The organism is Tsuneonella amylolytica, assembly GCF_003626915.1.
Lineage (GTDB): Bacteria > Pseudomonadota > Alphaproteobacteria > Sphingomonadales > Sphingomonadaceae > Tsuneonella > Tsuneonella amylolytica.
Genome location: NZ_CP032570.1, coordinates 2,705,520 through 2,731,472 on the forward strand (window position 1 = coordinate 2,705,520; position 25,953 = coordinate 2,731,472).

Below are 25,953 nucleotides of genomic sequence, written 5' to 3' on the forward strand. Positions count from 1 at the left end.
GTTGCTCCTGCTGCCCGCCCTGCTGATTCTGGCGGCATGCGGCGGGGTCGGGGGCGGGGACAGGGAAGGCCACGCCGGCGACTGGCGCGCGATGCTGCGCGCGGGCGACGGGGTCGGGGCGGAAGTGGCGCTCCGATCGGAGCTCGCGGCGGGCGGCGACCGGCGCAGGTTTGCACCGTATCTCGGCGAGGCGGAACTTCTCCAGGGCGACACGGCTGCCGCCGTTGGCTGGCTGGCCCCCGCAGATTTTGCCCCCGATGTCGCCGCGCACGGCTATCACATGCTGGGCCGGCTCCGGATGCAGCAGGGCGATTTTCCGGCCGCGGGGCGGGCTTTCGACCGCGCGCTCGGCGAGAAAGGCGACCAGCCGGACCTGTGGGTCGACATCGGGCGCCTGCGCTGGCGGGGCGGCGAGCAGGTTCAGGCGATCGAGGCGTCCACGCGTGCTCTCGAACTCGGGCCGGACGACCCCGCCGCGCTGCTGTTTCGCGCACAGCTGGTGCGCGATGCACGGGGCAACGCCGCCGCTCTCCCGCTGCTGCAGCGCGGATTTCAAGCCGCGCCACGCGATCCCGGACTGCTCGGCGAATATGCCGCGACGCTGGGTGAACTTGGGCGCAATAGCGAGATGCTTGAGGTCGTCCGCGTTCTTGCGGAGGTCAATCCTTTGCATCCCAAGGTTCTGTGGCTCCAGGCCGTCCTGGCCGCCCGCGCCGGCGATGCCGATCTCGCGCGCAGCCTCCTCCAGCGGGGCGGCGATCTCGATCGCGAGATACCGGCGGCGAAGTTGCTGCTCGCGCTCATCGACATGGACAACGGCAATTACGAAAGCGCCGCGCAGGGGCTCGACCGATTGCTGAGAACACAGCCCGACAACACGCGTATTGCGATGCTGCTAGGGCGCGCGCTCATGCTGGGAGGCAACAACCGCGAACTGGTAGCCCGGTTCGCCGATCGCGCCGATGCACCCTACTTCGCCATGCTCGTCGGCCGCGCGCACGAGGCGCTGGGAGACCGTGCGAAGGCGGCGCGCTACCTCGACCGGGCGCGGACGTCGGGAGCCATGACTCTGCGCGTCGTTCCATCAGGAACCGCGGCCGATGGCGCCGCCGCGGGTGGGCGGTTCGACGGGGCGACGGTGGTGAGGGAAGTGCGCGCCTCGCTGACGCAGGGAAGGTCCGATGATGCCCGCCGGAAAGCGCAGGCATTTCTGAACCGGGTGCCCGGCTCCTCCGACGCCGCGGCACTGGCTGGCGATGCCGCTTTCGAAGCGGGGGATGCCCGCGGCGCACTGGCGCTATACCGCCAGGCAGCGTCGGTGCGGAAGCTGTGGACCCTGACGAAGCGGATGGCAGCGGCTTATGACCGGTCGGGGCGTCCGGCCGAGGCGACTGCGCTGATCGCCTCCCATCTGGAGGGCGAGCCCCTGAACGCTGATGCGGCGGTCGTCCTCGCGCGGCGGCTCGTCGATCGGGGCGAGTTGGCGCGGGCACGGACACTGGCGGCGCGGGCGCGCACGCTGGGCCGCAACGATCCGCTGCTGGACGGGCTGGAGTAACGGGTGATTCCTCGACAACCCACACCGGGCGCGCCAAGGGCAGCGCGATGAAGCTGTTGTCCCGGATCGACCCGATGGTGCGCCTGCTGGTCGTTGCCATCGCGCTTGCCAGCATCGTGCCCGCTACCGGCGCTGCGAGACCGGTGGTGCAGGGCGTGTCGAATGCGGCGATCTTCCTCCTTTTTCTGCTCAATGGCCTCCGGCTGCCGCGGGCAGAGGTGAAGCGGGGTATCGGCCATGTGCGCTTTCTGCTGCCGCTGGCGCTGTGGTGTTTCGGCGGAATGGCACTGGCGGGGAAGGGACTGTCGGTCGCACTGGAGGGCAGCCTGCCGTATCTCGTCGCATTGGGGTTCCTCTACCTCGGCGTCCTGCCGTCGACCGTGCAATCGGCGACCGCCTATTCATCGCTGGCCGGCGGAAATGTTGCCAGTTCGGTGGTGGCCGCCGCGTTGCTCAACGTGGCCGGCGTATTCGCGACTGCGCCGCTGTTTGCCGCGCTGGGCGGCGGGGCGGCGGTCTCGATGGGTGCGGGGGGACTGGCGAAGGTCTTCGCGATGCTGATCCTGCCCTTCGCGATCGGGCAGGTTTTGCAGGTGCGGCTGGCGGACTGGACCGCGCGGCACAAGTCGCTGGTAACCTGGATGGACCGGATATCGATTGCGATCGCGGTCTATGTCGCGATGTCGGGCGCGGTGGAACAGGGGCTGTGGACGCGGGTCTCGCCGCTCGATTGGGCAATCCTGCTGGGCGGGGTGATCGTATTCCTTGCGGCGGGGTTTGCCGGCGCATGGCTGCTGTCGGGCGCCGCGCGGCTCGAGCGGCCGGACCGGATCGCGTTCCTGTTCGCGGGCGGGCACAAGAGCATCGCGATGGGAGCGCCACTCGCCGCGATCCTGTTTCCGCCGGCGGTCGCCGGGATGGTCCTGCTCCCGCTGCTTGCCTACCACCTGCTGCAACTGGTCGCCTCGGCCCCGCTGGCTAACCGGCTGGCTGCTCGCTCGCAGATGTCGCAGGCTCCGGATTCGCCCGGTTGAAGCGGACCGACCACCACAGCGATAGCCCGATCAGGATTGCACCGATGAGGCCGGTGATCGTTTCGGGGATATGCCAGCGGGCCGACAGCAGCATGATTGCGCCGAGCACGATGATCGCCCAGAAGGCGCCGTGTTCGAGATAGCGGTACTGCGCCAGAGTGCCCTTCTCGACGAGGTGAATGGTCATCGAGCGCACGAACATCGCGCCGATCGACAGGCCCAGCGCAATCACGATCATGTTGTTCGACAGCGCGAACGCCCCGATCACGCCGTCGAAGCTGAAGCTGGCGTCGAGAATGTTGAGGTAGATGAACCCGCCCAGGCCGCTGCGTACCGCTGCGCCGACGACCCGCTGTTTCTCCTCGTGCAGTTCGAGCAGCGTCGAGACACCCTCGACCGCGATGAACGTGACGATACCCAGGATGCCGGCGACGACGAACGTCAGCGCTTCGGCATCGGGGAGAAGCAGGGAGATGCCCCAGATCGCCAGCAGGAGCAGGCCGATTTCGGCGGCCGGCAGCGCCGCAAACCGACCGAGGAAACGTTCGAAGGCGCCGATCCAGTGGACGTCCTTCTCCCCGTCGAAAAAGAACTTGAGGCCGACCATTGCGAGGAACGCCCCGCCGAACCCGGCGATGCCCACGTGCGCGCCGGAAACGAGCCGCTCGTACTGGGCCGGGTCGTCAAGCGACAGGCGGATCGTCTCTACCGGTCCAATCCCCGCCGCGATCGCGACGATCGCGAGCGGAAAGACGATGCGCATGCCGAACACGGCGAAGGCGATCCCCCAGGTGAGGAACCGCTTTTGCCATACCCGGTCCATGTCCTTGAGGACGGACGCGTTCACGACCGCGTTGTCGAAGCTGAGCGAGATTTCGAGGACCGACAGCACCACGATGATCCACAGCATCTGCGCGGTTCCGCCGATGCTGCCGGTGCTCGAAAGGCCGTACCAAACCCCGAGACCGAGGCAGACGAGGGTGAAGATCAGCGAAAAGCCGTAGAAGCGCTTGAGCGTCTGCATGGGAAGGTTAGGCCTTGGGCTGGTAGGTCTGGTCGGACGTCGGGAAGCTGCGGTCGCGCACTTCGGCGGCGTATGTTGCGGCGGCCTTCGAGATGACGCTTGCCATGTCCTCGTAGCGCTTCACGAAGCGGGGCACGCGCTCGAACATGCCGAGCATATCCTCGGTGACGAGGACCTGTCCGTCGCACCGGGCGCTCGCGCCGATGCCGATGACGGGGATGGTCAGCGCGCCGGTGAGTTCGATGGCGATCGGCTCGATCACCCCTTCCGCGACGACCGCGAAGGCGCCGGCATCCTGTACCGCCTTGCCGTCGGCCATGATCTTGGCGTGTTCCTCGTCGCTGCGCCCGCGCGCGCCGTAGCCGCCCAGGGAATTGACCGCCTGGGGAGTGAGGCCGACGTGCGCCATCACCGGGATGCCGCGCCCCGAGAGAAACGCGATCGTTTCGGCCATCGCCGCGCCGCCTTCCAGCTTGACCGCGGCGCAGCCGGTTTCGGCCATGATCCGGCTTGCGCTCACAAACGCCTTCTCGGGGCTCGCCTCGTAAGTGCCGAACGGCATGTCGACGATGACGAGACTGCGATAGCTTCCGCGGACCACCGCCGCCCCGTGCGCGACCATCATGTCCAGCGTCACCTGCAGCGTGCTCGGCAGACCGTAGATCACCTGCCCCAGCGAGTCCCCGACCAGCAGCATGTCACAGTGCTGGTCGAGCAACTGTGCTTGGCGGGCGGTGTAGGCGGTCAGCATGACCAGCGGATCGGCGGTCTTCCCGTCGGCCTTGCGCCCCTTGATTGCGGGTACGGTGAGCCGCCGCATCGGCTGCGGCGTGGGGTTGGCGCGGCTGGTCGCGGTGTCGAGCTGGAAGGTGGTGGACATGGAACGCCGCTCTAGCGAGGCGCGCAAGGCGGGGAAAGGGCGGACATTACGGCTTGCCATGCCGCGATTGTCCGTTAGCTTCCCGCGCCATTGAGGGAGGCAGGCCGCGGACGGCCGCCTGACAAGAGGGAAACGGGTCACATGTTGTTAGACCGCGTCAAGCCGCTCGACGCCATATTGGCGACGGCGGAGAAGAAATCGCTGAAGCGGACGCTGGGCGGGTTCCAGCTCATGCTGTTCGGCATCGGCTGCATCATCGGTACCGGCATTTTCGTGCTGACGTCGGCCGGCGCGCAGAAGGCGGGCCCGGGCCTCATGCTGGCGTTCGCTATCGCCGGTGCGGTCTGCATCGTCGCGGCGCTCTGCTATGCCGAAGTCGCGGCGATGATCCCGGTCGCGGGATCGGCCTATACCTATAGCTATGCCTCGGTCGGCGAGTTCCTGGCGTGGACCGTGGGTTGGGCGCTGATCCTCGAATACGCGGTCGCCGCGAGCGCGGTCTCGGTCGGCTGGTCGGGCTATTTCTCGGGGACGATTCTCAACGAATTCTTCGGGATAACGCTGCCGCCGTGGCTAGCCGCGGGTCCGCTCGCATTGGGCGGCGCGCCGGGCGGGTTCATCAACCTGCCGGCGCTCGTGATCGCGATGCTCGTGACCTGGCTGCTGATGATCGGCACCAGCGAAAGCGCGAAGGTCAATGCGATCCTCGTCGCGATCAAGGTCGCGGCGCTGACCGCCTTCGTGGCGCTGACGCTGACGAGCCCCGAATTCGATTCCGCGAAGTTCAACCCCTTCCTGCCCGCCGGCGTGTTCGGCGGCTTCGGCACCGGGCTCGGCGCGGTTGGCGCGGCGGCGACGATCTTCTTCGCCTATGTCGGCTTCGACGCGGTTTCCACCGCGGCCGAGGAAACCAAGAATCCGCAGAAGAACGTTCCGTTCGGCCTGATCGGGTCGCTGCTGTTCTGCACCGTGTTCTACATCCTGGTTGCCGCGGGCGCGATCGGCACCATCGGCGGTCAGCCGATCATGGGGCCGGATGGCATTCCGTTCCCGGCCGGATCGGCAGAACTGGCCCGCCAGTGCGCGATGCCGCAGTATGCCGACGCGCTCGTCTGTTCGAACGAGGCGCTGGCCCACGTACTGCGTCAGATCGGCTTCTCGGGCATCGGCAACATGCTCGGCATCGCGGCGTTCCTGGCGCTGCCGTCGGTCATCCTCGTCCTGATCTTCGCGCAGACCCGCATCTTCTTCGTAATGAGCCGCGACGGCCTGCTTCCCGAAGTTCTGAGCCGGGTGCATCCGAAGTGGAAGACGCCCCACGTGGTGACGCTGTTCACCGGTCTGGTCGTGGCGCTTGGTGCCGCGTTCATGCCGGTGGGCCTGCTGGCGGACTATGCCAATGCGGGTACGCTGTACGCGTTCTTCATGGTCGCCGTGGCAGTGATGGTGCTGCGCAAGAAGGATCCGGAGCGCAAGCGCGCCTTCCGCCTGCCGGGCGTGTGGATCGTGGCGCCGCTAACGATGGCGGGATGCCTGTTCCTCTATCTCAACCTGCCGCTGATCGCGATCCTCGTCCTCCCCATCTGGGGCGCGATCGGGCTGGTCGTGTATTTCCTCTACAGCCGCAACCGCAGCCACCTCGGCCGCGGCATTGTGGAGGTCGTGGACGACATCGGCGGCGAGGAGACGATGATTCCGATCGATCCGCCCAAGAGCTGATCGGTTCCGACCAAAGGAAAGGGCCGCTCCTCTCGCGAGGGGCGGCCCTTCTTCTGTGCGATGCCTGTTTCTAGAGCGCCGTATCCTTCACGTGCTGCTCTTCCGCTTCCGGCTCGACGTACATGCCGAGCGCCATCTTGGCGGTGTTGAGCAGGCCGATATCGCCGTTCCAGATTTCGGCGGTGCCGAGGTCCATGCGCAGGAACAGCAGGTCCGGATCGTCCTTGCCGCCGTCGTACCAGGCTTCGACGAAGTTGTTCCAGAACTGGTCGAACCGCTCCTGGCTGGTTTCGACCGAAAGGGTGCCGTCGAAACGGGCGAACATGTCGTGACCCTTGCCTTCGAAGATGGCGGTCACCGGGCCGAGATCGGCGAAGTCGCTGTTCTTGTGACTGAAGAACCAGATCTCGCTGTTGGCGTCCTTGTCGAGCTGCGCGCTCATCGGGACGGCGGTGTCGCTGCGACCGGTCTTCTGGAGGAACAGGAAAGGCGAGTCGGCGAGCGCCTTCCAGAATTCCTTTTTCAACTTGTCGGGATCGGCGGCGGGCTGGTTGTGATGCATGGGTTCGTCTCCTTCGGTTTCGGAACGGCGGGGGAAGGGTGCGGTTCCGCCATTGCGAATCGACCGGCGTGGGAACATAAGAAGAACAGATGAGTCGTTTTCCCGCCATGACTTCCCCGAACGCGCTGCTGCAGGCCTCCGAACTCGCCCACCTGTCCTCCCGCGCTCCGCGCTGGCGACCGGGGTCGGCAGCGGCGCACCCGCATCACAGCGAGGTGTTCGCCGGAACCCGCGAAGCGAGCGGTGCGGCCGCTGCGCTGGCCCTGGCGGCCGACGCGCTGGCCGCCGCCGATCTCGTCCCCGGTACCGAGGCCGAGGACCGTAGGTCGCTGCTGTGGGTACAGGACCGGGAGGCGTTGAGGCGGGGCGGGCGGCCCTATCGCCCAGGCCTGCCGCCCGGCTTCCGCCACCGGCTGATCCACGTCGCCTGCGACAAGCCGGAAGACGCGCTGTTCGCACTGGAGGAAGGGTTGCGATGCCGCGAAATCTGCGCGGTGATCGGCGAGATCGCGGGCAATCCGCGTGCGCTCGACTTCACCGCCTCGCGCCGGCTGACGCTGACGGCCGAAAAGCACGGGGTCCCGCTGTGGCTCGTCCGCCTCGACGCGCGCCGCGACCTGTCCTCGGCGCGCATGCGCTGGGACGTGCGCGCCGCGCCGTCGCCGCGTCCGCGGTGGAACGCCGACGCCCCCGGCACGCCCGCCTGGCAGGCCGAACTCTTCCGCGCCCGTGCGCATCCCCCCGGTACATGGACCCTGCGCGATGACCCATCCGGTCTCGTCGCCGATCCTTTCGCCGCCGCAGACAGGCCGCCGTATCCTCTCGGTCTGGCTTTCGCGGCTGGCGATCGATCGCTGGCGGCTGTCTGAAGGCCTGGCGCCGGGGGAGGGCGCCGATGCCGCACCGACAGCGCTGATCACCGAAACCGCGCACGGCCCCCGGATCGACGCGGCCAACGCCGCGGGTCTCGCGGGCGGCGCGCGCAGCGGCATGATGCTGGCCGATGCGCGCGCGCTGTGTCCCGAACTCGCCGTCGCGCCCAGCGATCCGGCGGGAACGTACGACTTCCTCGAAAAGCTGGCGGTATGGGCGTTGCGCTGGGGCCCGTGGAGCGCAATGGACGCGCCCGACGGCCTGCTGGTCGACGTGACCGCGGTCGCCCATCTGTTCGGCGGCGAGGCGCGGCTGCTGGCCGATGCGCGCGACCGTTTCGCACGGCGCGGGCTGGCCGTCCGCCTTGCCATCGCGCCGACAGCCGGGGCGGCGTGGGCGCTGGCACACTACGGAAACGGGGCGCCGATCCTGCCCGGAGGGGGGGATGTCGAAAGCGCGCTTCACGACCTGCCCGTCGCCGCGCTGCGGCTCGATCAGGACGTGCTCACGGTGCTGCGCCGCCTCGGGCTCAAGCGGATCGGCGATCTGACCGCGCGGTTCGGCGAGCACGCGGGGCGCGATGCCCTCCACCGCCGTTTCCGCAACCGCAAGTCGCCAGCCGCGAACCCGCTGATCCGCCTCGACCAGCTGCTGGGCCGGGTGCCCGAGCCGCTGCTGCCGGTGGTCCCGCAGGAGATGCCGCTCGTTCAGCGCCGCCTGATGGAGCCGATCCGCCACCGCGACCTCCTCGACCAGGTGCTGGGCGACCTTGCCGCCGACATTGCGCGCGAGCTGGAAGGCAAGGGGCAGGGCGCACGCCGGCTCGAACTCGGCCTGTGGCGGGTCGACGGCGAGGTGGTGATTCGCCGGCTCGAGATGGCCGCCGCCACGCGCGAGGCGGCGCACATCGTCCGGCTGTTCTCGGCGAAGCTCGACGACGTCGATGCGGGCTTCGGGATCGAGACGGTGCGCCTGCGGGCGAGCTGGGCCGAGCCGCTTGCACTGGCGCAGGCGGATATCGAGGCGGCGGCCGAAGAGCATGGCACGTCGCTGGCCGCTTGCATCGACCGGCTGACCGTCCGCCTCGGCCCGCGGGCGGTGACGAAGCCGGTGCTCCACGCCAGTCACATCCCCGAACGCGCGCAGCGCTGGCAGCCACCGCTCGAACCCGAACCGGCGGCGCAGGGCGAACTCGCCTTTCACGCGCGCCCCCTGAAGCTGCTCGACCGGCCCGAGGCGATCGCGGTGCTCTACGCCAGTCCCGACGGCTACCCCCAGCGCTTCCGCTGGCGGGGCGAGGTGCACGAGGTGGTTCGGGTCGAGGGGCCGGAGCGGATCGCGCCGGAATGGTGGCGCGAAAAGGGATCGGCTCGCCTGCGTGATTACTACCGGATCGAGGACCAGGCCGGTCGCCGCTACTGGATCTACCGCGCCGGCCTGTTGGGCGATGGCCGGGGCGGGGTGCCCGACTGGTTCCTGCAGGGGCTGTGCGCGTAAGTCACGCCGCGCGCAGGAACGCCGGTCGGTCCTCTTCGTCGTTCGCGGGCCGCCGCGAAGTCTTCCTGCTCGCGCTACGTTTGGTTCGCGGACGTGCACCGCGGCCCTTGCGCAGACCCAACCACCGCGTACCGGCCTGGACGCGCGCAGCGGCCGCGAGCGTCGTGACCGCGACGAAGGCATCCACGTAAACGGCCAGATCGACGGCGAAGGCCATCACGGCATGAGGTCCGCCGAGAACGAGCACGTACTCTCCGCCCAGCAGAAGGATGCCGGTCGCGATCGCCCACGCCATCATCTCGATGCGGCTGCGCCGGAGAATCCAGGCAGCCGGCCGTACCGCAAGCAGGTCGTGCAGCGCGCGCGATACGGGAAGGTTCGGCGCCGTGCGCATCAGGAGCACCGCGCCGAGCATCATTGCAACGAAGATCGTCATCCGTTCTCCCCTTGGGGGCAACATAGAAAACGCCGCCGAAATTACATCAGCGTTCCAGCGATCCCGTGCGGCGATACCGTGCGAACAGGCCGGCCAGGGTCTGAGTCTGGCCGGTGGATGGCGTGCCCAGTCCGCCCGCCCGCCCGAAACCGGAACCATTCTCGGCCACGGGGAGGCATGGTTCGCTTTCGGATATGGCGTCCGCCGACGAAGGTGCGGCCTCGCCTTCGCCATCCGGGGCGCGCTTGAGAAAACTCATCGAGCGCTTGCGCCCCTGGGTGATGTTGCCGACGCTGGCGATCGGCAGTTCGAGCACCCGGTCGAGCGCGGCCGTCTCGGCGACCAGTTCGGGGGCCAGCGGCGTCTTGAACCACACCCCGCACGCGCCGTCGTCGTGCCAGATGATCGTGCAGACCGCCTCGTGCGCACCCCACTTCAGAACGGCGGTCGCGCCCTTGCCGGGCGGCTCGGCAGCCTCGAACCGGGCGCCGGTCTCGGAGATGTCGCCGAGAATGCCCTCGGTCATCGTGGTCATCGTCTGCAGCGTGGCCGGGCAGGTGACCCTGATGCGGCGCGAGGCCCGGCGATCCGCATGGGCAACGTCGTCGGCGATGCGGAGCGGTTCGGACACGGCGGCAGACTTCCGCCAATGCGGTGAATTCGCGGTGCCCGGATATGGTAAACGGGCGCGCCACTTTCGCAGCGCGCCCGCTCGATTGGCCAGTGCCTCAGGCGGGTTGCGAGCCGCTGTTCTGGCCGAGGAAAACGACGAGGTCGTTGGCAAGCCGGTCGGTCTGCGTTGCGAACACCGCGTGCGGTTCGCCGTCGTACTCGATGAGCGTCGCGCTCGGCACCGCTTCGGCCACCGCGCGGCCCGTCGCGTCTATCGGCACGGTCACGTCCTTGGTCCCGTGAATGACGAGTGTCGGCACCTTGAAATGCGGCAGGTCGGGGCGGAAATCGGTGGTGGCGAAGGCCGCCGCCGATTGCAGCGTGGCATACTGGCTGGCGTGCATGGCGGTCATCCATGCCCAGTCCTTTTCTTCCTGGCTCACCTTGTCGGTCAGGATGCCGTCGCCGTAGAAATCCTCGAAGAAGCCCGTGAAGAAGTGGCGGAAGTCCTTTTTCATGCCGTCGGTCATCTGGTCGAAAGTCGACTGCGGCACGCCGTCGGGGTTGTCGTCGGTCTTGAGCATGTACGGTACGACCGAACTGACGAGGACGGCCCGGCTTACGCCCTTGCCGCCATGCCGGCTCATGTAGCGGGCGATCTCGCCGCCGCCCATCGAGAAACCGACGAGTGCGACGTCGGTCTCGGCACCCGTTTCCTTCATCACGTCGGCAAGATCGTCGGCGAAGGTGTCGTAGTCGTAGCCGGTGGGCGCATGGTCCGAATGACCGAAGCCGCGCCGGTCGTAGGCGATAGCGCGGTAACCGCTGTCCGCCAGCGCCATCATGATCGGATCCCAGCTGTCGGCGCTAAGCGGCCAACCGTGGATCAGGACGACCGGACGCCCTTCGCCGAGTTCCTTCCAGCGCAGCTTCGTTCCGTCCTTGGTGGTGGCGTACGGCATTGGTTTTCCTTTTCGTATGGTGTGTTCGGGAAACCGCAGAGGCCCGCCGCCGTTCCTTCGGGGTAATCGCCGCTACCACGCACCAGAGTTACCCCTTGGCGAATCCGGTATAAGAACATATAAGGAACGAATGGGCGCGCAGACCACCATCGAGAAGCTGGAGATTCTCGCCGACGCGGCAAAGTACGATGCCTCGTGCGCGTCGTCCGGTACGGCCAAGCGCAACAGCGCCGGTGGCAAGGGGATCGGTTCGACCGAGGGCATGGGCATCTGCCATGCCTACGCGCCCGATGGCCGGTGCATCAGCCTGCTCAAGATCCTGCTGACCAATCATTGTGTGTTCGACTGCCACTATTGCGTGAACCGCAAGAGTTCGAACGTGCGCCGCGCACGGTTCACGCCGCAGGAGGTCGTAGACCTGACGCTGAGCTTCTACCGGCGCAATTATATCGAGGGGCTGTTTCTTTCGTCGGGCATCGTCAAGAGCTCGAACCATACGATGGAGCAGCTGGTCGAGGTCGCGCGCATCCTGCGTGAGGAGCACGATTTTCGCGGCTATATCCACCTCAAGACCATTCCGGAAGCCGACCCCGAGCTCGTGCATCAGGCCGGGCTCTATGCCGACCGCGTCTCAATCAACGTCGAACTGCCGACCGATGCCGGCCTGACGCGTCTGGCGCCGGACAAAAGCGCGCGCCAGATCGAAGGGGCGATGGCCGGGGTGAAGGCCGACATCGTCGAGGCGAAGGACAACCGGAAGCGGTTCAAGCACGCGCCGCGGTTCGCCCCCGCCGGCCAGTCGACGCAGATGATCGTCGGGGCCGATGCGGCGACCGATGCCGACATCGTGGGCAAGGCCAGCCGCCTCTACGACAACTTCCGCCTGCGCCGCGTCTATTACAGCGCGTTCAGCCCCATCCCCGATGCGAGCGCGGTGCTGCCGCTGAAGCGCCCGCCGCTGATCCGCGAGCATCGGCTGTACCAGTCCGACTGGCTGATGCGGTTCTACGGCTACCAGCCGGGCGAGGTGATGCAGGCGACCGAGGCCGACGGCAACCTGCCGCTCGACATCGACCCCAAGCTCGCCTGGGCGCTGAAGTTTCGCGAGCGGTTTCCGGTCGACATCAATCGGGCGAGCAAGGAAGAACTGCTCCGCGTGCCCGGGCTCGGCGTACGGGCGGTGGGGCGTATTCTCGCCAGCCGCCGGCACCGGACGATGCGGCTGGAGGATGTCGCCAAGCTCACCGTCTCGATCGCCAAGGTCCGCCCGTTCATCGTGACCGCCGACTGGCGCCCGGTATTGCTCACCGACCGCGCGGATCTGCGCGCACTGCTCGCGCCCAAGCAGGAGCAGCTCGAGCTGTTCGCGGCGTGAGGGGGCGGGCGTGACTTCCCTCCAGCACGTCAAGCTCGGTACGTACTACGTCGTTGCCTTGCCCGAAGCGGACGATTTCGACTTCTGGCGCGAACGGGCACGCGGGCTGGTGCAGTGCGACGTGCCGCCCGACCGGGTGGCGTGGGTCGAACCGGGCGGATCGGGTAGCCTGTTCAGCCACGGCGACCGGCGCATTCCCGTGCCCGCCGCCGATGCCCCGCCGGTCCGTGCGAGCAAGGCGTTCGTGAATCTCGCCAAGAGCGCGATCTGCCATTCCGATCCCGAACGCTTCGCGCTGCTCTACCGCCTGCTGTGGCGGTTGCAGGCCAATCCGCGGCTGTTGGAAGACGGCGCCGATCCCGAGGTTCGCAAGCTCGACGAACTGGCGCGCACCGTGCGGCGCGACATCCACAAGATGCGCGCCTTCGTCCGCTTCCGCCTCGTCGAAGGGGAAGCGGACGGGGAAGAGCATTACGTCGCCTGGTTCGAGCCCGAGCACCACATCCTGCGCACGAACGCCGGGTTTTTCGTGCGCCGGTTCGCCAACATGAAGTGGTCGATCCTGACGCCCAGCGGATCGCTCCACTGGGACGGGCGGGTGCTGGAAGAGGGCCCGCCCGCGCAGCGCAGCGACGCGCCTCAGGGCGACGCGACCGAGGATTTGTGGCGCAAGTATTATGCATCGATCTTCAATCCCGCGCGTTTGAAGATCGGGGCCATGCTCAAGGAGATGCCTCGCAAATATTGGAAGAACATGCCCGAGGCGGCGCTCATTCCCGAGCTGGTCGCCGGGGCGCAATCGCGGGAGTCGCAGATGGTCGCCGCCGGTACGCTGGAGTTCGAGGAACGGCCCGACACGCTCGAGGCGATCGACAAGGCGATCCATGCCTGTCGCAAGTGTCCGATCGGCCAGCTCGACAACCATGCGATGATGGGCGAGGGGCCGCAGGATTACGCCAAGGGTTTTTCGGGTCTGATGATCGTGGGCGAACAGCCGGGCGACCAGGAGGACCTGGCGGGCCGCCCCTTCGTGGGACCCGCCGGGCAATTGCTCGACCGGCATCTGGAACGCGCCGGGATCGACCGTCGCAGTGCCTACATCACCAACGCGGTCAAGCACTTCAAGTTCGTCAACCGGGGCAAGCGGCGGCTGCACCAGTCGCCGACCGCCAAGGAGATCGACACCTGCCGCTGGTGGGTGGAGGGGGAGCGGGCGATCGTGCAGCCTAGACTGATCCTCGCGATGGGCGCGAGCGCGGCGCGCGGGATGCTCGGCAAGACGGTGAGCATCACCAAGGCGCGGGGTGCCCCGATCGCGCTGGAGGACGGCAGCGAACTGTGGGTGACCGCGCATCCCAGCTACCTGCTGCGCCTCGACGGTGCGGCGCAGGAAGAACAGTCGCGCCTGTTCGATGCCGATCTCGCCGCGGTGAAGGAGCGGCTGGCGGAACTCGCCGGATGACATGCCCGAGAACGATCTCCTTATCCCGCGCCGGCGGATCGAACTCGACGATCCGTCTGCGGTAGCCGCGCCGCCGCGCGCGCCGTTCGTCGAGCTGGGGCTCGTCAGCAATTTCAGCTTCCTGCGCGGTGCTTCGGATGCGGTGGACATGGTGCTGACCGCCCATGCGCTGGGCTACGATGCGATCGGGATCGCCGACGCCAATTCCATGGCCGGCGTGGTGCGGGTCCATACCGAGGCAAAGACGCTGAAGATGCGGCCCGTGATCGGCTGCCGCATCGAGACGGTCGAGGGCCTTGCCTTCCTCGCCTATCCGACGGACCGTGCCGCCTATGGCCGTCTGTGCAGGCTCATCAGCGCAGGCCGCATGCGGACGCTCGATGGCGAATGGCAGGTCAAGGGAGCGTGCGACATCGACCTCGCCATGCTGGCCGGGCATGCCGAAGGGGTGCAACTGGTGCTCCTGCCGCCAGGCGACCTGTCGGCGCGGTTCGTCGTCCCGGCCTGGGCAAGCAACGTCGTCACGCTGGAGCGCGAGCAGGTCCAGGATGCGGTCGGCGGGCAATTCCTGCAACTTGTCGGGCACTTGTCGGCGGGTCTTCCCACGCTTCGTCACATTGCCGCAAGCTATCTCAACGCGGGCGACGACATCGCGCGGATCGATAGGCTCGATGCGCTGGCGAAGGAGCATGGCTTGGCCCTGCTCGCCACGAACGACGTGCACTACCACACACCCGAACGCCGCCCGTTGCAGGACGTGATGGTCGCGATCCGGCACAAGACCACGGTGGCCGAGGCCGGACACCTGCTGTTCGGCAATGCTGAACGGCACCTCAAGTCGCCGGCCGAGATGCAGGCTCTGTTCGCCCGCTGGCCGCACGCCATCGCCGCCGCGCGGGAGGTGGCCGACGCCTGCGATTTCTCGCTCGACGAACTGCAGTACGAGTATCCGCAGGAGATCTATCCCGACGGCATGACGCCGCAAGCCTTCCTCGAAACCGAGACGTGGAAAGGCGCGAAATGGCGTTATCCCGGGGGTTTACCGGATACGGTTGCTAATACGATCGAACGCGAACTCGTGCTTATCGGGAAGCTCGACCTTGCCCGATATTTCCTGACCATCAAGGACATCGTGGACTACGCGCGCGGGGTCGATCCCCCGATCCTGTGCCAGGGGCGCGGCTCGGCGGCGAACTCGGCGGTCTGCTATTGCCTCGGCATCACCAGCGTCGATCCCGCCAAGCATGCGCTGCTGTTCGACCGCTTCATCTCCGAAGAGCGCAAGGAGCCGCCCGACATCGACGTCGACTTCGAACACGAGCGGCGCGAAGAGGTGATCCAGCACATCTATCGCCAGTACGGGCGAGAGCGCGCGGGGCTGTGTGCCACCGTGATCCACTATCGCCCGCGCATGGCGATCCGCGAGGTCGGCAAGGCGATGGGTCTGTCGGAGGACGTGACCAGCGCGCTCGCCCGCACCGTGTGGGGCGGGTGGGGCAAGGAGATCGGCGAGGCCCATGTCGCCGAGACGGGCATGGACGTGACGGACCCCCACTTGAGGCGTGTTCTCAAGCTGACAGAGCAAATGATTGGGATGCCAAGGCATCTCAGCCAGCACGTGGGCGGGTTCATCCTTACCGATGGACCGCTGACCGAAACCGTGCCGATCGGCAACGGGGCGATGCCGGACCGCAGCTTCATCGAATGGGACAAGGACGATATCGAGGCGCTGGGCATCCTCAAGGTCGACGTGCTCGCGCTGGGCATGCTGACCTGCATCAGGAAATGCCTCGATCTGCTTGAAAATACGCACGAACGCACGCTCACGTTGGCGACCGTTCCGCGCGAGGATCCCGAAACCTATGCGATGCTACGCAAGGGGGATTCGCTCGGCGTATTCCAGGTGGAAAGCCGGGCGCAGATGAACATGCTGCCCCGCTTGCGCCCGCGCGAATTCTATGACCTCGTGATTCAGGTCGCCATCGTCCGCCCCGGGCCGATTCAGGGAGACATGGTGCACCCTTACCTGAAGCGGCGGCGCGGGGCGGAACAGGTGGTGATCCCGGCGCCTGCGCCCGAACACGGCCCGCCGGACGAACTCAGCAGCATCCTCGAACGGACGCTGGGCGTGCCGATCTTCCAGGAACAGGCGATGAAGATCGCGCTCGACGCGGCCAAGTTCTCCAGCGCCGAGGCGAACCGGCTGAGGAAGGCGATGGCGACCTTCCGCAGCCGCGGCATGGTCGACGAACTGCAGGACATGATGGTCGAACGGATGGTCCATCGCGGCTACGACCGCGAATTCAGCCAGCGCTGCTTCAACCAGATCCGCGGCTTCGGCGAGTACGGCTTCCCCGAAAGCCACGCGGCGAGCTTCGCGCACCTCGTCTACGTGTCGAGCTGGCTGAAATGCCATTTCCCCGCGGCGTTCGGATGCGCCCTGCTCAATTCGCAGCCGATGGGCTTCTACGCCCCGGCGCAGATCGTTCGCGACGCCGCGGAGCATGGCGTCACGGTGCTGCCCACCGACGTCAACGCGTCGGACTGGGATTGCACGCTCGAAGTCATGGGGGAAGCTCGCGGGCGGCAGGACAGCGCCGATACCGATCGCGGCCGCCTCGACCGTCATGTTGCGCTACGCCTCGGCCTGCGACAGATCGACGGCTTGCCGGCCCACGTAGCCGCACGGCTCCTGGCCGAGCGGGGGGAGCGCGGGGCCTTCGACAGCGTGTCCGCCCTTCGCGACCGTGCCGGACTGTCGCCCGCGCATATCGAGCGGCTCGCCAGCGCCGACGCCTTCCAGTCGATCCACCTTCCGCGGCGGCAGGCGCTGTGGGATGCGCGCAGCCTGGTGGGTGGGCCGGACCTGCCGCTGTTCGCCCACGTCGAAGCGCGCGACGAAGGCCGGGAAGCCCGACCTACCGCGCTTCCCCGGATGCCACTGTCCGAAGAAGTCGTCGCCGACTACCAGACCACCCGCCTCAGTCTGAAGGCTCACCCGATGGCCTTCCTGCGCGCCAGCCTCGCCGAACGCGGTTTCGTGCGCGCCTGCGACCTGCGCGCGCGCAAGTTCCGGTCCATGGTGCAGGTCGCCGGCGTGGTGCTGATCCGCCAGCGGCCCGGCAGCGCCAAGGGCGTATGCTTCATCACGCTGGAGGACGAGACAGGGGTCATCAACCTCGTCGTCTGGCCCGACCTCAAGGAGAAGCAGCGCAAGGTCGTGATGGGCAGCCGCCTGATGGAAGTGCGCGGCCGGGTCGAATACGACGACGAGGTGATCCACGTGATCGCGAGCCACATGACCGACGCGACGCACGAACTCCACCGCCTCAGCGACGATTTGCTGAAAGCCCCGATCGCGCGGGCGGATCATTGCAACAATCCGCTTCCCAGCAAGCTCAACCCCCGCGACGACCTGCGGACCGGGGCCGACGACCCTTACCAAAAACCGCCGGTGGAACCGTGGGAGCCGCCGCCCGCCAACAACCGCGAGTGCGGGTTCCACGGCCATCCTCGCGACACGCGCATCGTGCCGAAGCTGATGCCCCTGCCGCCGAGCCGCGACTTCCATTGACGACGTCTCGATCCGGGGCGGCGGGGAAGGGGCGAGTGCATTGAGGCACACAAGGTGGTACCGACGGCCCATGCGCATCCTGACCGCCGCCGCCGCCGTGCTCTCGCTGTCCGCCACCGCCGCGGCTGCCTACGATCCCATCGTTCTCGAACGTGGCTGGTGGAGGGTCGCCGCTTTCAAAGGCGGGGACTGCACGGGCGAAGTCGGGACCAACGGCAAGTACACCGTGATCTCCGCCCGGGGCCTCGTCCCGGGGGAGCGTGCCGTTCTCACCATATCCAACGGCGACATGAAGCCGATCGTCCGAGCTGTCCGTGCCGATGCGTACGGACGTTGGCAGGACTATTACATCCCCTTCCGCTACAATCGCGAAGGCGGGCTGGTTACGGCCACCGTTGCCGGAAGCAGCTGCGCCGTGCCGCTCGCTTTTGCGTGGACACCGGCGACGGGATGGGAAGAACCCGCACCCCTGCAGCCGCGCTGATTGCGCGTTCCGAGCTGCTGTCGTCCGCCTCGACCGCGTGATCGACCCCGAGCGCCTTGCCGCTTTCGCTGCGATGACCGCTGTCACCAGCCTGGTGCCGGGTCTGTCGATGCTGTTCGTCATGGCGCAGACCGTGGGGCGCGGATGGCGCGGCGGGGCGGCCGCGCTGGCAGGCATGCAGGTGGGGTACATCGTCTGGTGGGTTCTCGCCGCGCTGGGCCTCGGCACATTGGCGGCGGCGTTCCCGCTGGCCTTCACCGCTCTCGCAATCGGAGGGGCAGCCTACCTCGCCTGGCTCGGCATTGCGGCGCTGCGGCATGCGCTGGCGGCGGGACGGGACATCGCTGATGGAGCGCGAACGGCACGTCCTTCCAAGGCAGCGTTCCGCGACGGCATTCTCGTCGCGATCAGCAATCCCAAGTCGCTCGTCTACATGGTCGCGCTGCTTCCACCGTTCATCGACCCGGACGCGGCAATCGTGCCCCAGATCGGCGTCCTCGCCATCACGGGCCTCGCGATCGACGTCGGCGTCGGTGCTGCCTACATCGCGGCGGGCAACAGGCTGGCCGGACGGATGCACGAACCCCGCATCCGCCGCCGTGTCGACATTGCCGTCGGTGCGACCTACTTGTTGATCGCCGTGGGAATTCTTGCCGACATGTTGCTGCGATGAGCCGCCGGCTCCCTCGCATGCGATTTTCGCCGTTCGACAACCTTGCCTTGCTCGCGCTGGTAGCCGCGGCGGTGCTGCTGGCCGGGAAGGGCTGGCTCGATGCGCATCCCGAGAGCAATCCGTGGGCCCCGCTCGATCTGCGCGATCCGCCGGGATGGGCGACCGCGCGCAAGATTGCCGACTTGCGTGGCAACCCGGCGGAATGTCGCGCGGTGCTGGAGCGCAGCGACGTCGCATTCCGTGCCCTCGATCCAGCCGGCGAAGGAGCATGCGCGCGGCCCGACCGGACGGTTCTCAGCGACTATCCGCTCGCTCCCGGTCGGCCGCCGACGACCTGCGTGGTCGCGGCGGGGCTGGAGTTGTGGCTGGACCGCTCGGTCCGGCCGGCGGCGGAGGAACTGGGGTCGCCCGTCGCCCGCATCGAGCACTACGGTGCTTATTCCTGCCGGCGTCTGTACGGTCGCGACAGCGGCCCTTGGAGCGAGCACGCGACCGGGAACGCCATCGACATCGCCGGCTTCGTCCTCGAGGACGGGCGGCGCGTGTCGGTGCTGCGGGATTGGGAGGGCGACGATGCCGAAGCGATCTTCCTTCGCCGTGTACGCGACGGCGCCTGCCAGTCGTTCGGCACCGTCCTCAGCCCTGACTACAACGCCGCGCACCGCGACCACTTGCATCTCGACCAGCAGGCGCGGGGTTTCGGCGGCGTCTGTCGCTAGCTAGCCATCCGCGAGAAGGCGCTCGAACGATTCGCGCGCAGCACGTGACTCGGGACACATCTCGCCGGTTTCGCGGCAGTGCGCTTCCATCGCCTCCACGCCCTTCCTTTGTTCCTGCACGAAGAACGGATCGCGGCGGACCCTGGGCGAGAACACCGCCCGGCGGTCGCGTTCGATCCGGTCAGTGTCGCGCAAATCCGGGGCAGCTGCCTCGCGGCCGATGAATTGCGCGATGCCCAGGCCGGCGGCGAAGGCGAGGACGAGCAGCGCCACGAGGGCGAGCGGGTTTACGCGCACGACATCCCGGCCGAGCAAACCTGCGCGATCATCCTTCCAGCGAATAACCGGCGCTGCGGACGGTGCGGATCGGGTCCTTCGCTCCGTCGATCGCGATCGCCTGGCGCAGGCGGCGAATGTGGACGTCGACCGTGCGCAGCTCGATCTCGCTTTCGGTGCCCCACACGCCGTCGAGCAACTGGCCGCGGCTGAACACCCGGCCCGGGCTTTCCATCAGGAACTTCAGGAGGCGGTACTCGGTGGGGCCAAGGTGCAGGGCCTGTCCACGCCGGGTGACGCGGTGGGCCACCGGGTCGAGCGACAGTTCGCCGACCGCGATGCTTTCGCCGGCGAGCGCGGGGCGAATTCGGCGCAAGACGGCGGCGACGCGGGCGAGGAGCTCGCGCGGAGAGAACGGTTTGGTCAGGTAGTCGTCGGCGCCGGTTTCCAGCCCGCGGATCTTGTCGTCCTCGGTCTCGCGCGCGGTGAGCATGATGATCGGCACGTGCGCCGTCGATTTGTCCCGGCGCAGGCGGCGGCAGACTTCAATTCCGCTCGTGCCTTCGATCATCCAGTCGAGGATGATGACGTCGGGCAGCTCTTCTGCGGCCAGGAGCAGCGCCTCGTCGCCGTCGGACGTGGCGCGAACCGCGTAGCCCTCGTTGGCGAACCGGTATTCGAGCAGCTCTGCGAGCGCGGGATCGTCTTCGACGAGAAGGAGCTTTGCGGCGGTCATCGAGCGTTACCAGACACCCGGAATGTTACGCTTTCACGACCACAATGCGTCGCCCTTACCGTCAATCGTCGACATCGGCCGGATACGAACCGGTGGCGGCAAAGTAGACCATTTCGGCGACGTTGGTCGCATGGTCGCCGATGCGTTCGATGTTGCGGGCAACGAACAGCAACTGCGCGGCAGAGCTGATGGTCGAGGGGTTCTCGACCATGTGGCTCACGAGATTGCGAAAGATCGATTCGTAGAAGTTGTCGACCTTGGCGTCGGCGGCGATGACTTCGCGGGCGAGGTCCGCATCGCGAGCGGCGTAGGCGGTCAGGACGTCGTGGACCATCTCGGCGGCAAGCTCACCCATTGCGGGGACCAGCGTGAGGGGGCCGAACTTCTTGCGGTCCTCGATCTTGCGCGCAGCCTTGGCGATGGCCTTCGAGTAGTCGCCGATGCGCTCGACCACACCGGCGATCTTCAGCGCGGCGATCACTTCGCGCAGGTCGTCGGCCATGGGCGCACGCAGCGCGATGATGCGCACCGCCAGCTTGTCCACTTCCGATTCGATCGCGTCGATCTTCTTGTCGTCGGCCACGATCCGGTCGGCCAGCGCGTCGTCGCCGGTTACGAGCGCGTCCATTGCGTTCTGGACCGCGAGCTCCGCCATGCCGCCCATCTCGGCGATGAGACCGCGCAGCCGGGTGATGTCCTCGTCGAATGCCTTGACCGTATGTTCCATGTGCCTGTCGTCCCTCAGCCGTAGCGGCCGGTGATGTAATCCTTTGTCCGGGTTTCGAACGGATTGGTGAAGATGTCCGACGTCCGCCCGTATTCCACCATGTCGCCAAGGTGAAAGAACGCGGTCCGCTGGCTGACCCGCGCGGCCTGCTGCATCGAGTGGGTGACGATGACGATCGCGTAGTTGCCGCGCAGTTCGTCGATCAGTTCCTCGATCTTCGCCGTCGCTATGGGGTCGAGCGCGGAGCAGGGTTCGTCCATCAGGATGACCTCAGGGTCGACCGCGATGGCGCGCGCGATGCACAGGCGCTGCTGCTGGCCGCCCGACAGCGCGGTGCCGCTGTCAGTCAGGCGGTCCTTGACCTCTTCCCACAAACCCGCGCGGCGCAGCGACCGTTCGACGATTGCGTCGAGTTCCGCCTTCCCTTCGGCCAGGCCGTGGATGCGCGGACCGTAGGCGATGTTCTCGTAGATCGTCTTGGGGAATGGATTGGGCTTCTGGAACACCATGCCCACCCGTGCGCGCAGTTGCACGACGTCCATCTTCGACCGGTAGATATCCTCCCCGTCGAGCTCGATCGTCCCTTCCACCCGGGCGGAAGGGATCGTGTCGTTCATGCGGTTAAGCGTGCGCAGGAAGGTCGACTTGCCGCAGCCCGACGGGCCGATGAAGGCGGTGACGTACTTCGACGGAATGTCGATCGAGACGTTCTTGATCGCCTGCTTCGCGCCGTAGAACACCGACACATCGGTCGCGCGGATTTTCGCGTCGGTCTTTTCTAGGTTCTGATGGACTACGGTCACCACGTTTTCTCGAACTTGTTGCGCAGGTAGATTGCGAGCCCGTTCATCACGAGCAGGAACAGCAGTAGCACGATAATCGCCGCGGATGTGCGCGCGACGAAGCCGCGGTCGATTTCGTCGGACCACAGGAAAATCTGCACCGGCAGAACCGTCGCCGGCGAGGTGAAGCCGCTGGGCGGTGTGGCGACGAATGCGCGCATGCCGATCATCAGGAGCGGCGCGGTCTCGCCCAGCGCGCGGGCCATGCCGATGATCGTGCCGGTCAGGATGCCGGGCAGGGCAAGCGGCAGGACGTGGTGGAACACGACCTGCACCGGGCTTGCGCCGATGGCCAGCGCGCCGTCGCGGATGCTGGGCGGTACCGCCTTGATCGCGTTGCGGCCCGCGATGACGATGACCGGCATCGTCATCAACGCCAGGGTCATGCCGCCGATCAGCGGGGCGGATCGCAGGTTCGGGAAGATCCACAGGAATACCGCGAGCCCCAGCAGGCCGAAGATGATCGAAGGCACCGCGGCGAGGTTGTTGATCGATACCTCGATAAGGTCGGTCCAGCGGTTCTTTGGCGCGTATTCCTCCAGATAGAGCGCGGCCAGAACACCGATCGGGAAGGCGAGCAGCAGCGTGACGAACATCGTCAGCATCGAACCCTTCAGCGCGCCCCAAATGCCGACGGCCTGCGGATCGGTCGCATCGGAACGGGACAGGAAGCCCGGATCGAACGCGCGCTTCAGCTTGCCGTCGTTTTTCAGTTGGGCCGCGAGTGCGCGGTCCTGCGGCGAGCCTTCGCCGTCGAGGCCGGCGGCAAGATCGGACCCTGCGGGAAGGGCCAGCGTCTCGGTCCGGCGGAGGAGCGATGGATCGTCGATGATCGCCGTGCCCACTTCGCGCCACGCATCGCCCGACAGTTCGGACGCGGCCTGTTCGCCGAGCGACTTGGCCGCGAAGAATTCGACGACCTGTGGCAGACCCTGACCTTCGAGACTGCGCATGATCTCGGCCTGGTCGGAGGCGGTCGGGTCGATGCTGAGACCTGCCTGCGTGAAATCGATCGGGACTTGGACCTCGGCGCGCTGGAAACCGCTGGCGCCGTTGACGACCATCGTCGTCAACAGGAACAGCAGCACGGCGACCGACACCAGAATGGCGCCGAGGCCGAGCCACTTGAAACGCTTTTCGGCGCGGTACCGCTTCTTCAGCCGAGCTTCGAACGCGGGCGTACGGGTCGGCGTGCGCGAAGGGGGGAGGGGGGCGGCGTCACTCATAAGCTTCGCGGAACCGCTTGACGACGCGCAAGGCGACGAAATTCAGCGCCAGCGTCACGAGGAAAAGGACGAACCCGAGCGCGAAAGCGCTGAGCGTGGCGGGATGGTCGAAGCTGCCTTCGCCGGTCAACATCGCGACGATCTGGACGGTAACGGTCGTCATCGAATCGAGCGGGTTGGCGCTGAGGTTGGCGGCCGTCGAAGCGGCCATCACCACGATCATCGTTTCGCCGATGGCCCGGCTGACCGCGAGCATGACGCCCGCGACGATACCCGGCAGAGCGGCGGGGATCAGGACGCGGCGGATCGTCTCCGACTTGGTGGCGCCCATCGCCAGGCTACCGTCGCGCATCGCCTGCGGCACGGCGGCGATGCTGTCGTCGGCCATCGAGGATACGAAGGGGATGATCATCACGCCCATTACCAGACCCGCCGCGAGAGCGCTTTCCGAACTGGCGTTGGCGACACCCAGCGATTGGGCGGCATCGCGGATCGCCGGCGCAACGGTCAGTGCGGCGAAATAGCCGTAGACCACCGTCGGCACGCCCGCGAGAATCTCCAGCGCCGGCTTCAGCCATTTGCGGTACGAAGGCTTGGCATACTGGGTGAGGTAGATCGCGCTCATCAACCCGAGCGGGATGGCGACGATCATCGCGATGATCGCGCCGATGAAGATCGTGCCCCAGAACAACGGGATCGCCCCGTATCGTGTGCCGTCGGCGGATTCGGCGGCGGCCATCGGATCGGGTGCCCAGTGGGTGCCGAACAGGAAGTCGATCGGCGAGATCATGCCGAAGAACCGGACCGTCTCGAACACGAGGCTGGCGAGGATGCCGAGCGTGGTCAGGATGGCGACCAGCGAGGCTAGCAGCAGGATCGCGAGCACGATCCGCTCCACTTTCGTGCGCGCGGTGAATTGCGGCTTCAGCCTCAGGAACGCGAATGCCCCCGCCGCGACGGCGATACCGAGGGTCGCCAGGATCCCGATCAGGCGAAAGCGGGCGATCGCCGCCCGGTATGGCTCGACCAATGCGGCGGCATCGGGATGCGAGACCATCCCCGACGCGCCGGTCGCGACGGCGCGCGCCTGCGCCAGGATAGCGTTCCGCTGGAAGTCGAACGCAGGGAGGTTCGCTGCGGCTGGATCGGTGAGCACTGCCTGCGTAACCAGGCCGGGAGCGAACGCGCTCCACAGAGCGAGAAAGACGAGAAGCGGCACCGCGATCCACAGCGCCACGTACCACCCATGATAGTTCGGCAACGCCGCCAGCCGCTGCGCGCCGTTTGCCGAGCGGAAGCTCCAGGCACGCGCACGGCCGGCGAGCCATCCCGCGAGCGCGAGCCCGATCGTCAGCAGAAGGAGAAGCGAGGCGGACATGAAATCAGGGTTCGGAACTTCGGTCGTGAACGGGAATCGCCGCGGAAGCGCGCATCGACAGTGCGCCGATGCGTAGTTTGCATGACAGGTTCATGACAACCCTTCGCTGTCGCTCGTGTGCAGCGGAATGCGGACCGCCACTGTCGTGCCTTCGCCTACAGCGCTCTCGATGTCGAGCCTGCCGCGGTGACGCTCCACGATATGCTTCACGATCGCGAGGCCCAGACCCGTTCCGCCCGATGCGCGGCTGCGGCCGGGATCGGTCCGATAGAATCGGCGCGTGAGGTGCGGCAGATGCTCTGCCGGGATGCCTTCGCCTTCGTCCGCAACGGTCAGCCGGGCGGTATCCTTTTGCCCCAGGGCCAGAGTGACGAGGACGTTGCCGGTTTCCGCCCCGTACTTGAGTCCGTTGTCGACGAGGTTGCGGACGAGCTGCTCGAGCTGCTGCGCATCGCCCCGCACAACGAGACCGGGTTCCGTTTCGAGAACCAGCCGCCCGGTCCTCTCGGCTCCGGCGGCATCGCGCGCGGCTCGTTCGACCAGCGGTGCCAGGTCTATTTCGTCCGACGGCTGGTCGTGCTTCTCCGCCTCGATGCGGGAGAGCGACATCAGATCGTCGACCAGCCCTTTCAGGCGCCGCGATTCGCGCAGGATCGTGCCCAGGAACCGCTCGCGCATGGCCGGGTCGCCCGACCCGTTCTCCTCGGCCAGCGTCTCGGCATATCCAATGATCGAGGCAAGCGGGGTACGCAGTTCGTGACTGGCATTCGCCACGAAGTCGGTATGCGCCCGGCCGATGTCGGCCTCGGCGGTATGGTTGATGAGTTCGATCACCGCCATGTCGCGCGTGAGCGGCTGGCGGCTGACACGCCAGATGTCGTTGCGGCGAGCGAGACCTTTGACGATGGTGGCGTCGGGGCGGGGCTTGTCGATCAGGGCGACCGCGGCGGGGTGTCGCAGCGCCACGCGGACATCCTGGCCTAGGATATGGGAGCCCAGCACCTCGCGGGCCGCCTGGTTGGCGATCGCGATTCGCCCTTTTTCGGTCAGCAACAACGGCGTGCCGGAGTGTTCGATGAGTTCGCCCATCGAATCGCGGCTGAACCCTGGATTGGGGTCGACGGGCGCGATCGGGGGTGGCTCAGCGATGGCGAGCCAGAGCGATCCGAACCAGAGAAGTAGCACGGCCAGCGCCAGCCACGGCTGTTCGCCGAGGATGAGCATGCCCAGGGCGCCAACGACCGCGAGCGCGATGCCCGGAAGGGGGAGGGGGCGGCGGGGCTCCATCGCGCGCGGCCCTAGCGATGCAATGAGGCACACGCCA

24 protein-coding genes are annotated in these 25,953 nt (G+C 67.2%); 11 read left to right on the forward strand and 13 right to left on the reverse strand.

Translation table 11 applies throughout. The annotated features are described in order from the left end of the window. Position 1 precedes the first annotated feature (1 nt). Together D4766_RS13225 and D4766_RS13230 are read left to right on the forward strand one after the other, a co-directional pair. Complete coding sequence (locus D4766_RS13225) at positions 2–1,558, forward strand: tetratricopeptide repeat protein (RefSeq protein WP_162935775.1); 1,557 nt, start codon at positions 2–4, stop codon at positions 1,556–1,558. Between the two features lie 47 nt (positions 1,559–1,605). Further along, positions 1,606–2,592, forward strand: a complete 987-nt coding sequence (locus D4766_RS13230) for a bile acid:sodium symporter family protein (RefSeq protein ID WP_120717868.1) — start codon at positions 1,606–1,608, stop codon at positions 2,590–2,592. Here D4766_RS13230 and D4766_RS13235 read toward each other — a convergent pair. Beyond that, positions 2,537–3,616 (reverse strand): DUF475 domain-containing protein, encoded by a 1,080-nt coding sequence (locus D4766_RS13235; protein WP_120717869.1) that lies wholly within the window; start codon positions 3,614–3,616, stop codon positions 2,537–2,539. The genes D4766_RS13230 and D4766_RS13235 overlap by 56 nt on opposite strands. Before the next feature lie 7 nt (positions 3,617–3,623). Next, complete coding sequence (gene panB, locus D4766_RS13240; protein ID WP_120717870.1) at positions 3,624–4,496, reverse strand: 3-methyl-2-oxobutanoate hydroxymethyltransferase; 873 nt, start codon at positions 4,494–4,496, stop codon at positions 3,624–3,626. Positions 4,497–4,637: 141 nt separating this feature from the next. Between panB and D4766_RS13245 the strand changes: the two genes are divergently transcribed. Next, positions 4,638–6,215: an amino acid permease gene (locus D4766_RS13245; protein ID WP_120717871.1), complete on the forward strand. Its 1,578-nt coding sequence runs from the start codon at positions 4,638–4,640 to the stop codon at positions 6,213–6,215. Between the two features lie 70 nt (positions 6,216–6,285). Here D4766_RS13245 and D4766_RS13250 read toward each other — a convergent pair whose 3' ends face one another. Beyond that, positions 6,286–6,777, reverse strand: a complete 492-nt coding sequence (locus D4766_RS13250; RefSeq protein WP_120717872.1) for a pyridoxamine 5'-phosphate oxidase family protein — start codon at positions 6,775–6,777, stop codon at positions 6,286–6,288. Positions 6,778–6,866: 89 nt separating this feature from the next. On the opposite strand from D4766_RS13250, the gene D4766_RS14085 reads away from it, so the two are divergent. Further along, positions 6,867–7,646, forward strand: a complete 780-nt coding sequence (locus D4766_RS14085; protein WP_234024822.1) for a recA-like protein — start codon at positions 6,867–6,869, stop codon at positions 7,644–7,646. Continuing rightward, complete coding sequence (locus D4766_RS13260; protein WP_120717873.1) at positions 7,540–9,147, forward strand: DUF6504 family protein; 1,608 nt, start codon at positions 7,540–7,542, stop codon at positions 9,145–9,147. The genes D4766_RS14085 and D4766_RS13260 overlap by 107 nt, the downstream gene beginning before the upstream one ends. A gap of 1 nt (position 9,148) precedes the next feature. On the opposite strand, the gene D4766_RS13265 is transcribed toward D4766_RS13260, so the two are convergent. The 3 genes from D4766_RS13265 to D4766_RS13275 all read right to left on the reverse strand — a co-directional run bounded on the left by D4766_RS13265 (position 9,149) and on the right by D4766_RS13275 (position 11,157). After that, positions 9,149–9,583, reverse strand: a complete 435-nt coding sequence (locus tag D4766_RS13265) for a hypothetical protein (protein ID WP_120717874.1) — start codon at positions 9,581–9,583, stop codon at positions 9,149–9,151. A 46-nt stretch (positions 9,584–9,629) separates the two neighbouring features. Beyond that, positions 9,630–10,214, reverse strand: a complete 585-nt coding sequence (locus tag D4766_RS13270; RefSeq protein WP_162935776.1) for a PilZ domain-containing protein — start codon at positions 10,212–10,214, stop codon at positions 9,630–9,632. A 97-nt stretch (positions 10,215–10,311) separates the two neighbouring features. Continuing rightward, positions 10,312–11,157 (reverse strand): alpha/beta fold hydrolase, encoded by an 846-nt coding sequence (locus D4766_RS13275; protein WP_120717876.1) that lies wholly within the window; start codon positions 11,155–11,157, stop codon positions 10,312–10,314. Positions 11,158–11,287: 130 nt separating this feature from the next. On the opposite strand from D4766_RS13275, the gene D4766_RS13280 reads away from it, so the two are divergent. The 6 genes from D4766_RS13280 (at position 11,288) to D4766_RS13300 (ending at position 19,444) form a co-directional block, all read left to right on the forward strand. After that, positions 11,288–12,532 (forward strand): putative DNA modification/repair radical SAM protein, encoded by a 1,245-nt coding sequence (locus D4766_RS13280; protein ID WP_120717877.1) that lies wholly within the window; start codon positions 11,288–11,290, stop codon positions 12,530–12,532. Between the two features lie 10 nt (positions 12,533–12,542). Beyond that, positions 12,543–13,994: a UdgX family uracil-DNA binding protein gene (locus tag D4766_RS13285; protein ID WP_120717878.1), complete on the forward strand. Its 1,452-nt coding sequence runs from the start codon at positions 12,543–12,545 to the stop codon at positions 13,992–13,994. A gap of 1 nt (position 13,995) precedes the next feature. Continuing rightward, on the forward strand, positions 13,996–17,568 hold the full coding sequence (locus tag D4766_RS13290; RefSeq protein WP_120717879.1) for an error-prone DNA polymerase: 3,573 nt from the start codon (positions 13,996–13,998) through the stop codon (positions 17,566–17,568). Between the two features lie 70 nt (positions 17,569–17,638). Beyond that, positions 17,639–18,052 (forward strand): hypothetical protein, encoded by a 414-nt coding sequence (locus tag D4766_RS13895; RefSeq protein WP_162935777.1) that lies wholly within the window; start codon positions 17,639–17,641, stop codon positions 18,050–18,052. Between the two features lie 37 nt (positions 18,053–18,089). Further along, positions 18,090–18,725 (forward strand): LysE family translocator, encoded by a 636-nt coding sequence (locus D4766_RS13295; RefSeq protein WP_162935778.1) that lies wholly within the window; start codon positions 18,090–18,092, stop codon positions 18,723–18,725. Between the two features lie 17 nt (positions 18,726–18,742). Continuing rightward, entirely contained in the window at positions 18,743–19,444 is a 702-nt protein-coding gene (locus D4766_RS13300) for an extensin-like domain-containing protein (protein WP_120718242.1), read from the forward strand. Here the strand turns inward: D4766_RS13300 and D4766_RS13305 are convergent, their stop codons facing one another. From D4766_RS13305 to D4766_RS13335, 7 genes are all read right to left on the reverse strand, one after another. Then, complete coding sequence (locus D4766_RS13305; protein ID WP_120717881.1) at positions 19,445–19,759, reverse strand: hypothetical protein; 315 nt, start codon at positions 19,757–19,759, stop codon at positions 19,445–19,447. Positions 19,760–19,769: 10 nt separating this feature from the next. Beyond that, complete coding sequence (gene phoB, locus D4766_RS13310; protein ID WP_120717882.1) at positions 19,770–20,456, reverse strand: phosphate regulon transcriptional regulator PhoB; 687 nt, start codon at positions 20,454–20,456, stop codon at positions 19,770–19,772. 61 nt (positions 20,457–20,517) lie between these two features. Continuing rightward, the gene (gene phoU, locus D4766_RS13315) at positions 20,518–21,183 is read right to left on the reverse strand and encodes a phosphate signaling complex protein PhoU (protein WP_120717883.1); all 666 of its coding nucleotides are present in this window, start codon (positions 21,181–21,183) and stop codon (positions 20,518–20,520) included. Between the two features lie 14 nt (positions 21,184–21,197). Next, positions 21,198–21,986: a phosphate ABC transporter ATP-binding protein PstB gene (pstB, locus tag D4766_RS13320; RefSeq protein WP_120718243.1), complete on the reverse strand. Its 789-nt coding sequence runs from the start codon at positions 21,984–21,986 to the stop codon at positions 21,198–21,200. Continuing rightward, on the reverse strand, positions 21,983–23,251 hold the full coding sequence (gene pstA / locus D4766_RS13325) for a phosphate ABC transporter permease PstA (RefSeq protein WP_120717884.1): 1,269 nt from the start codon (positions 23,249–23,251) through the stop codon (positions 21,983–21,985). Before pstA ends, pstB begins: the two co-directional genes overlap by 4 nt. Next, positions 23,244–24,629, reverse strand: a complete 1,386-nt coding sequence (gene pstC, locus D4766_RS13330) for a phosphate ABC transporter permease subunit PstC (RefSeq protein WP_120717885.1) — start codon at positions 24,627–24,629, stop codon at positions 23,244–23,246. The genes pstA and pstC overlap by 8 nt, the downstream gene beginning before the upstream one ends. A 90-nt stretch (positions 24,630–24,719) precedes the next feature. Next, complete coding sequence (locus D4766_RS13335) at positions 24,720–25,916, reverse strand: sensor histidine kinase (protein ID WP_120717886.1); 1,197 nt, start codon at positions 25,914–25,916, stop codon at positions 24,720–24,722. Between the last annotated feature and the right edge of the window lie 37 nt (positions 25,917–25,953).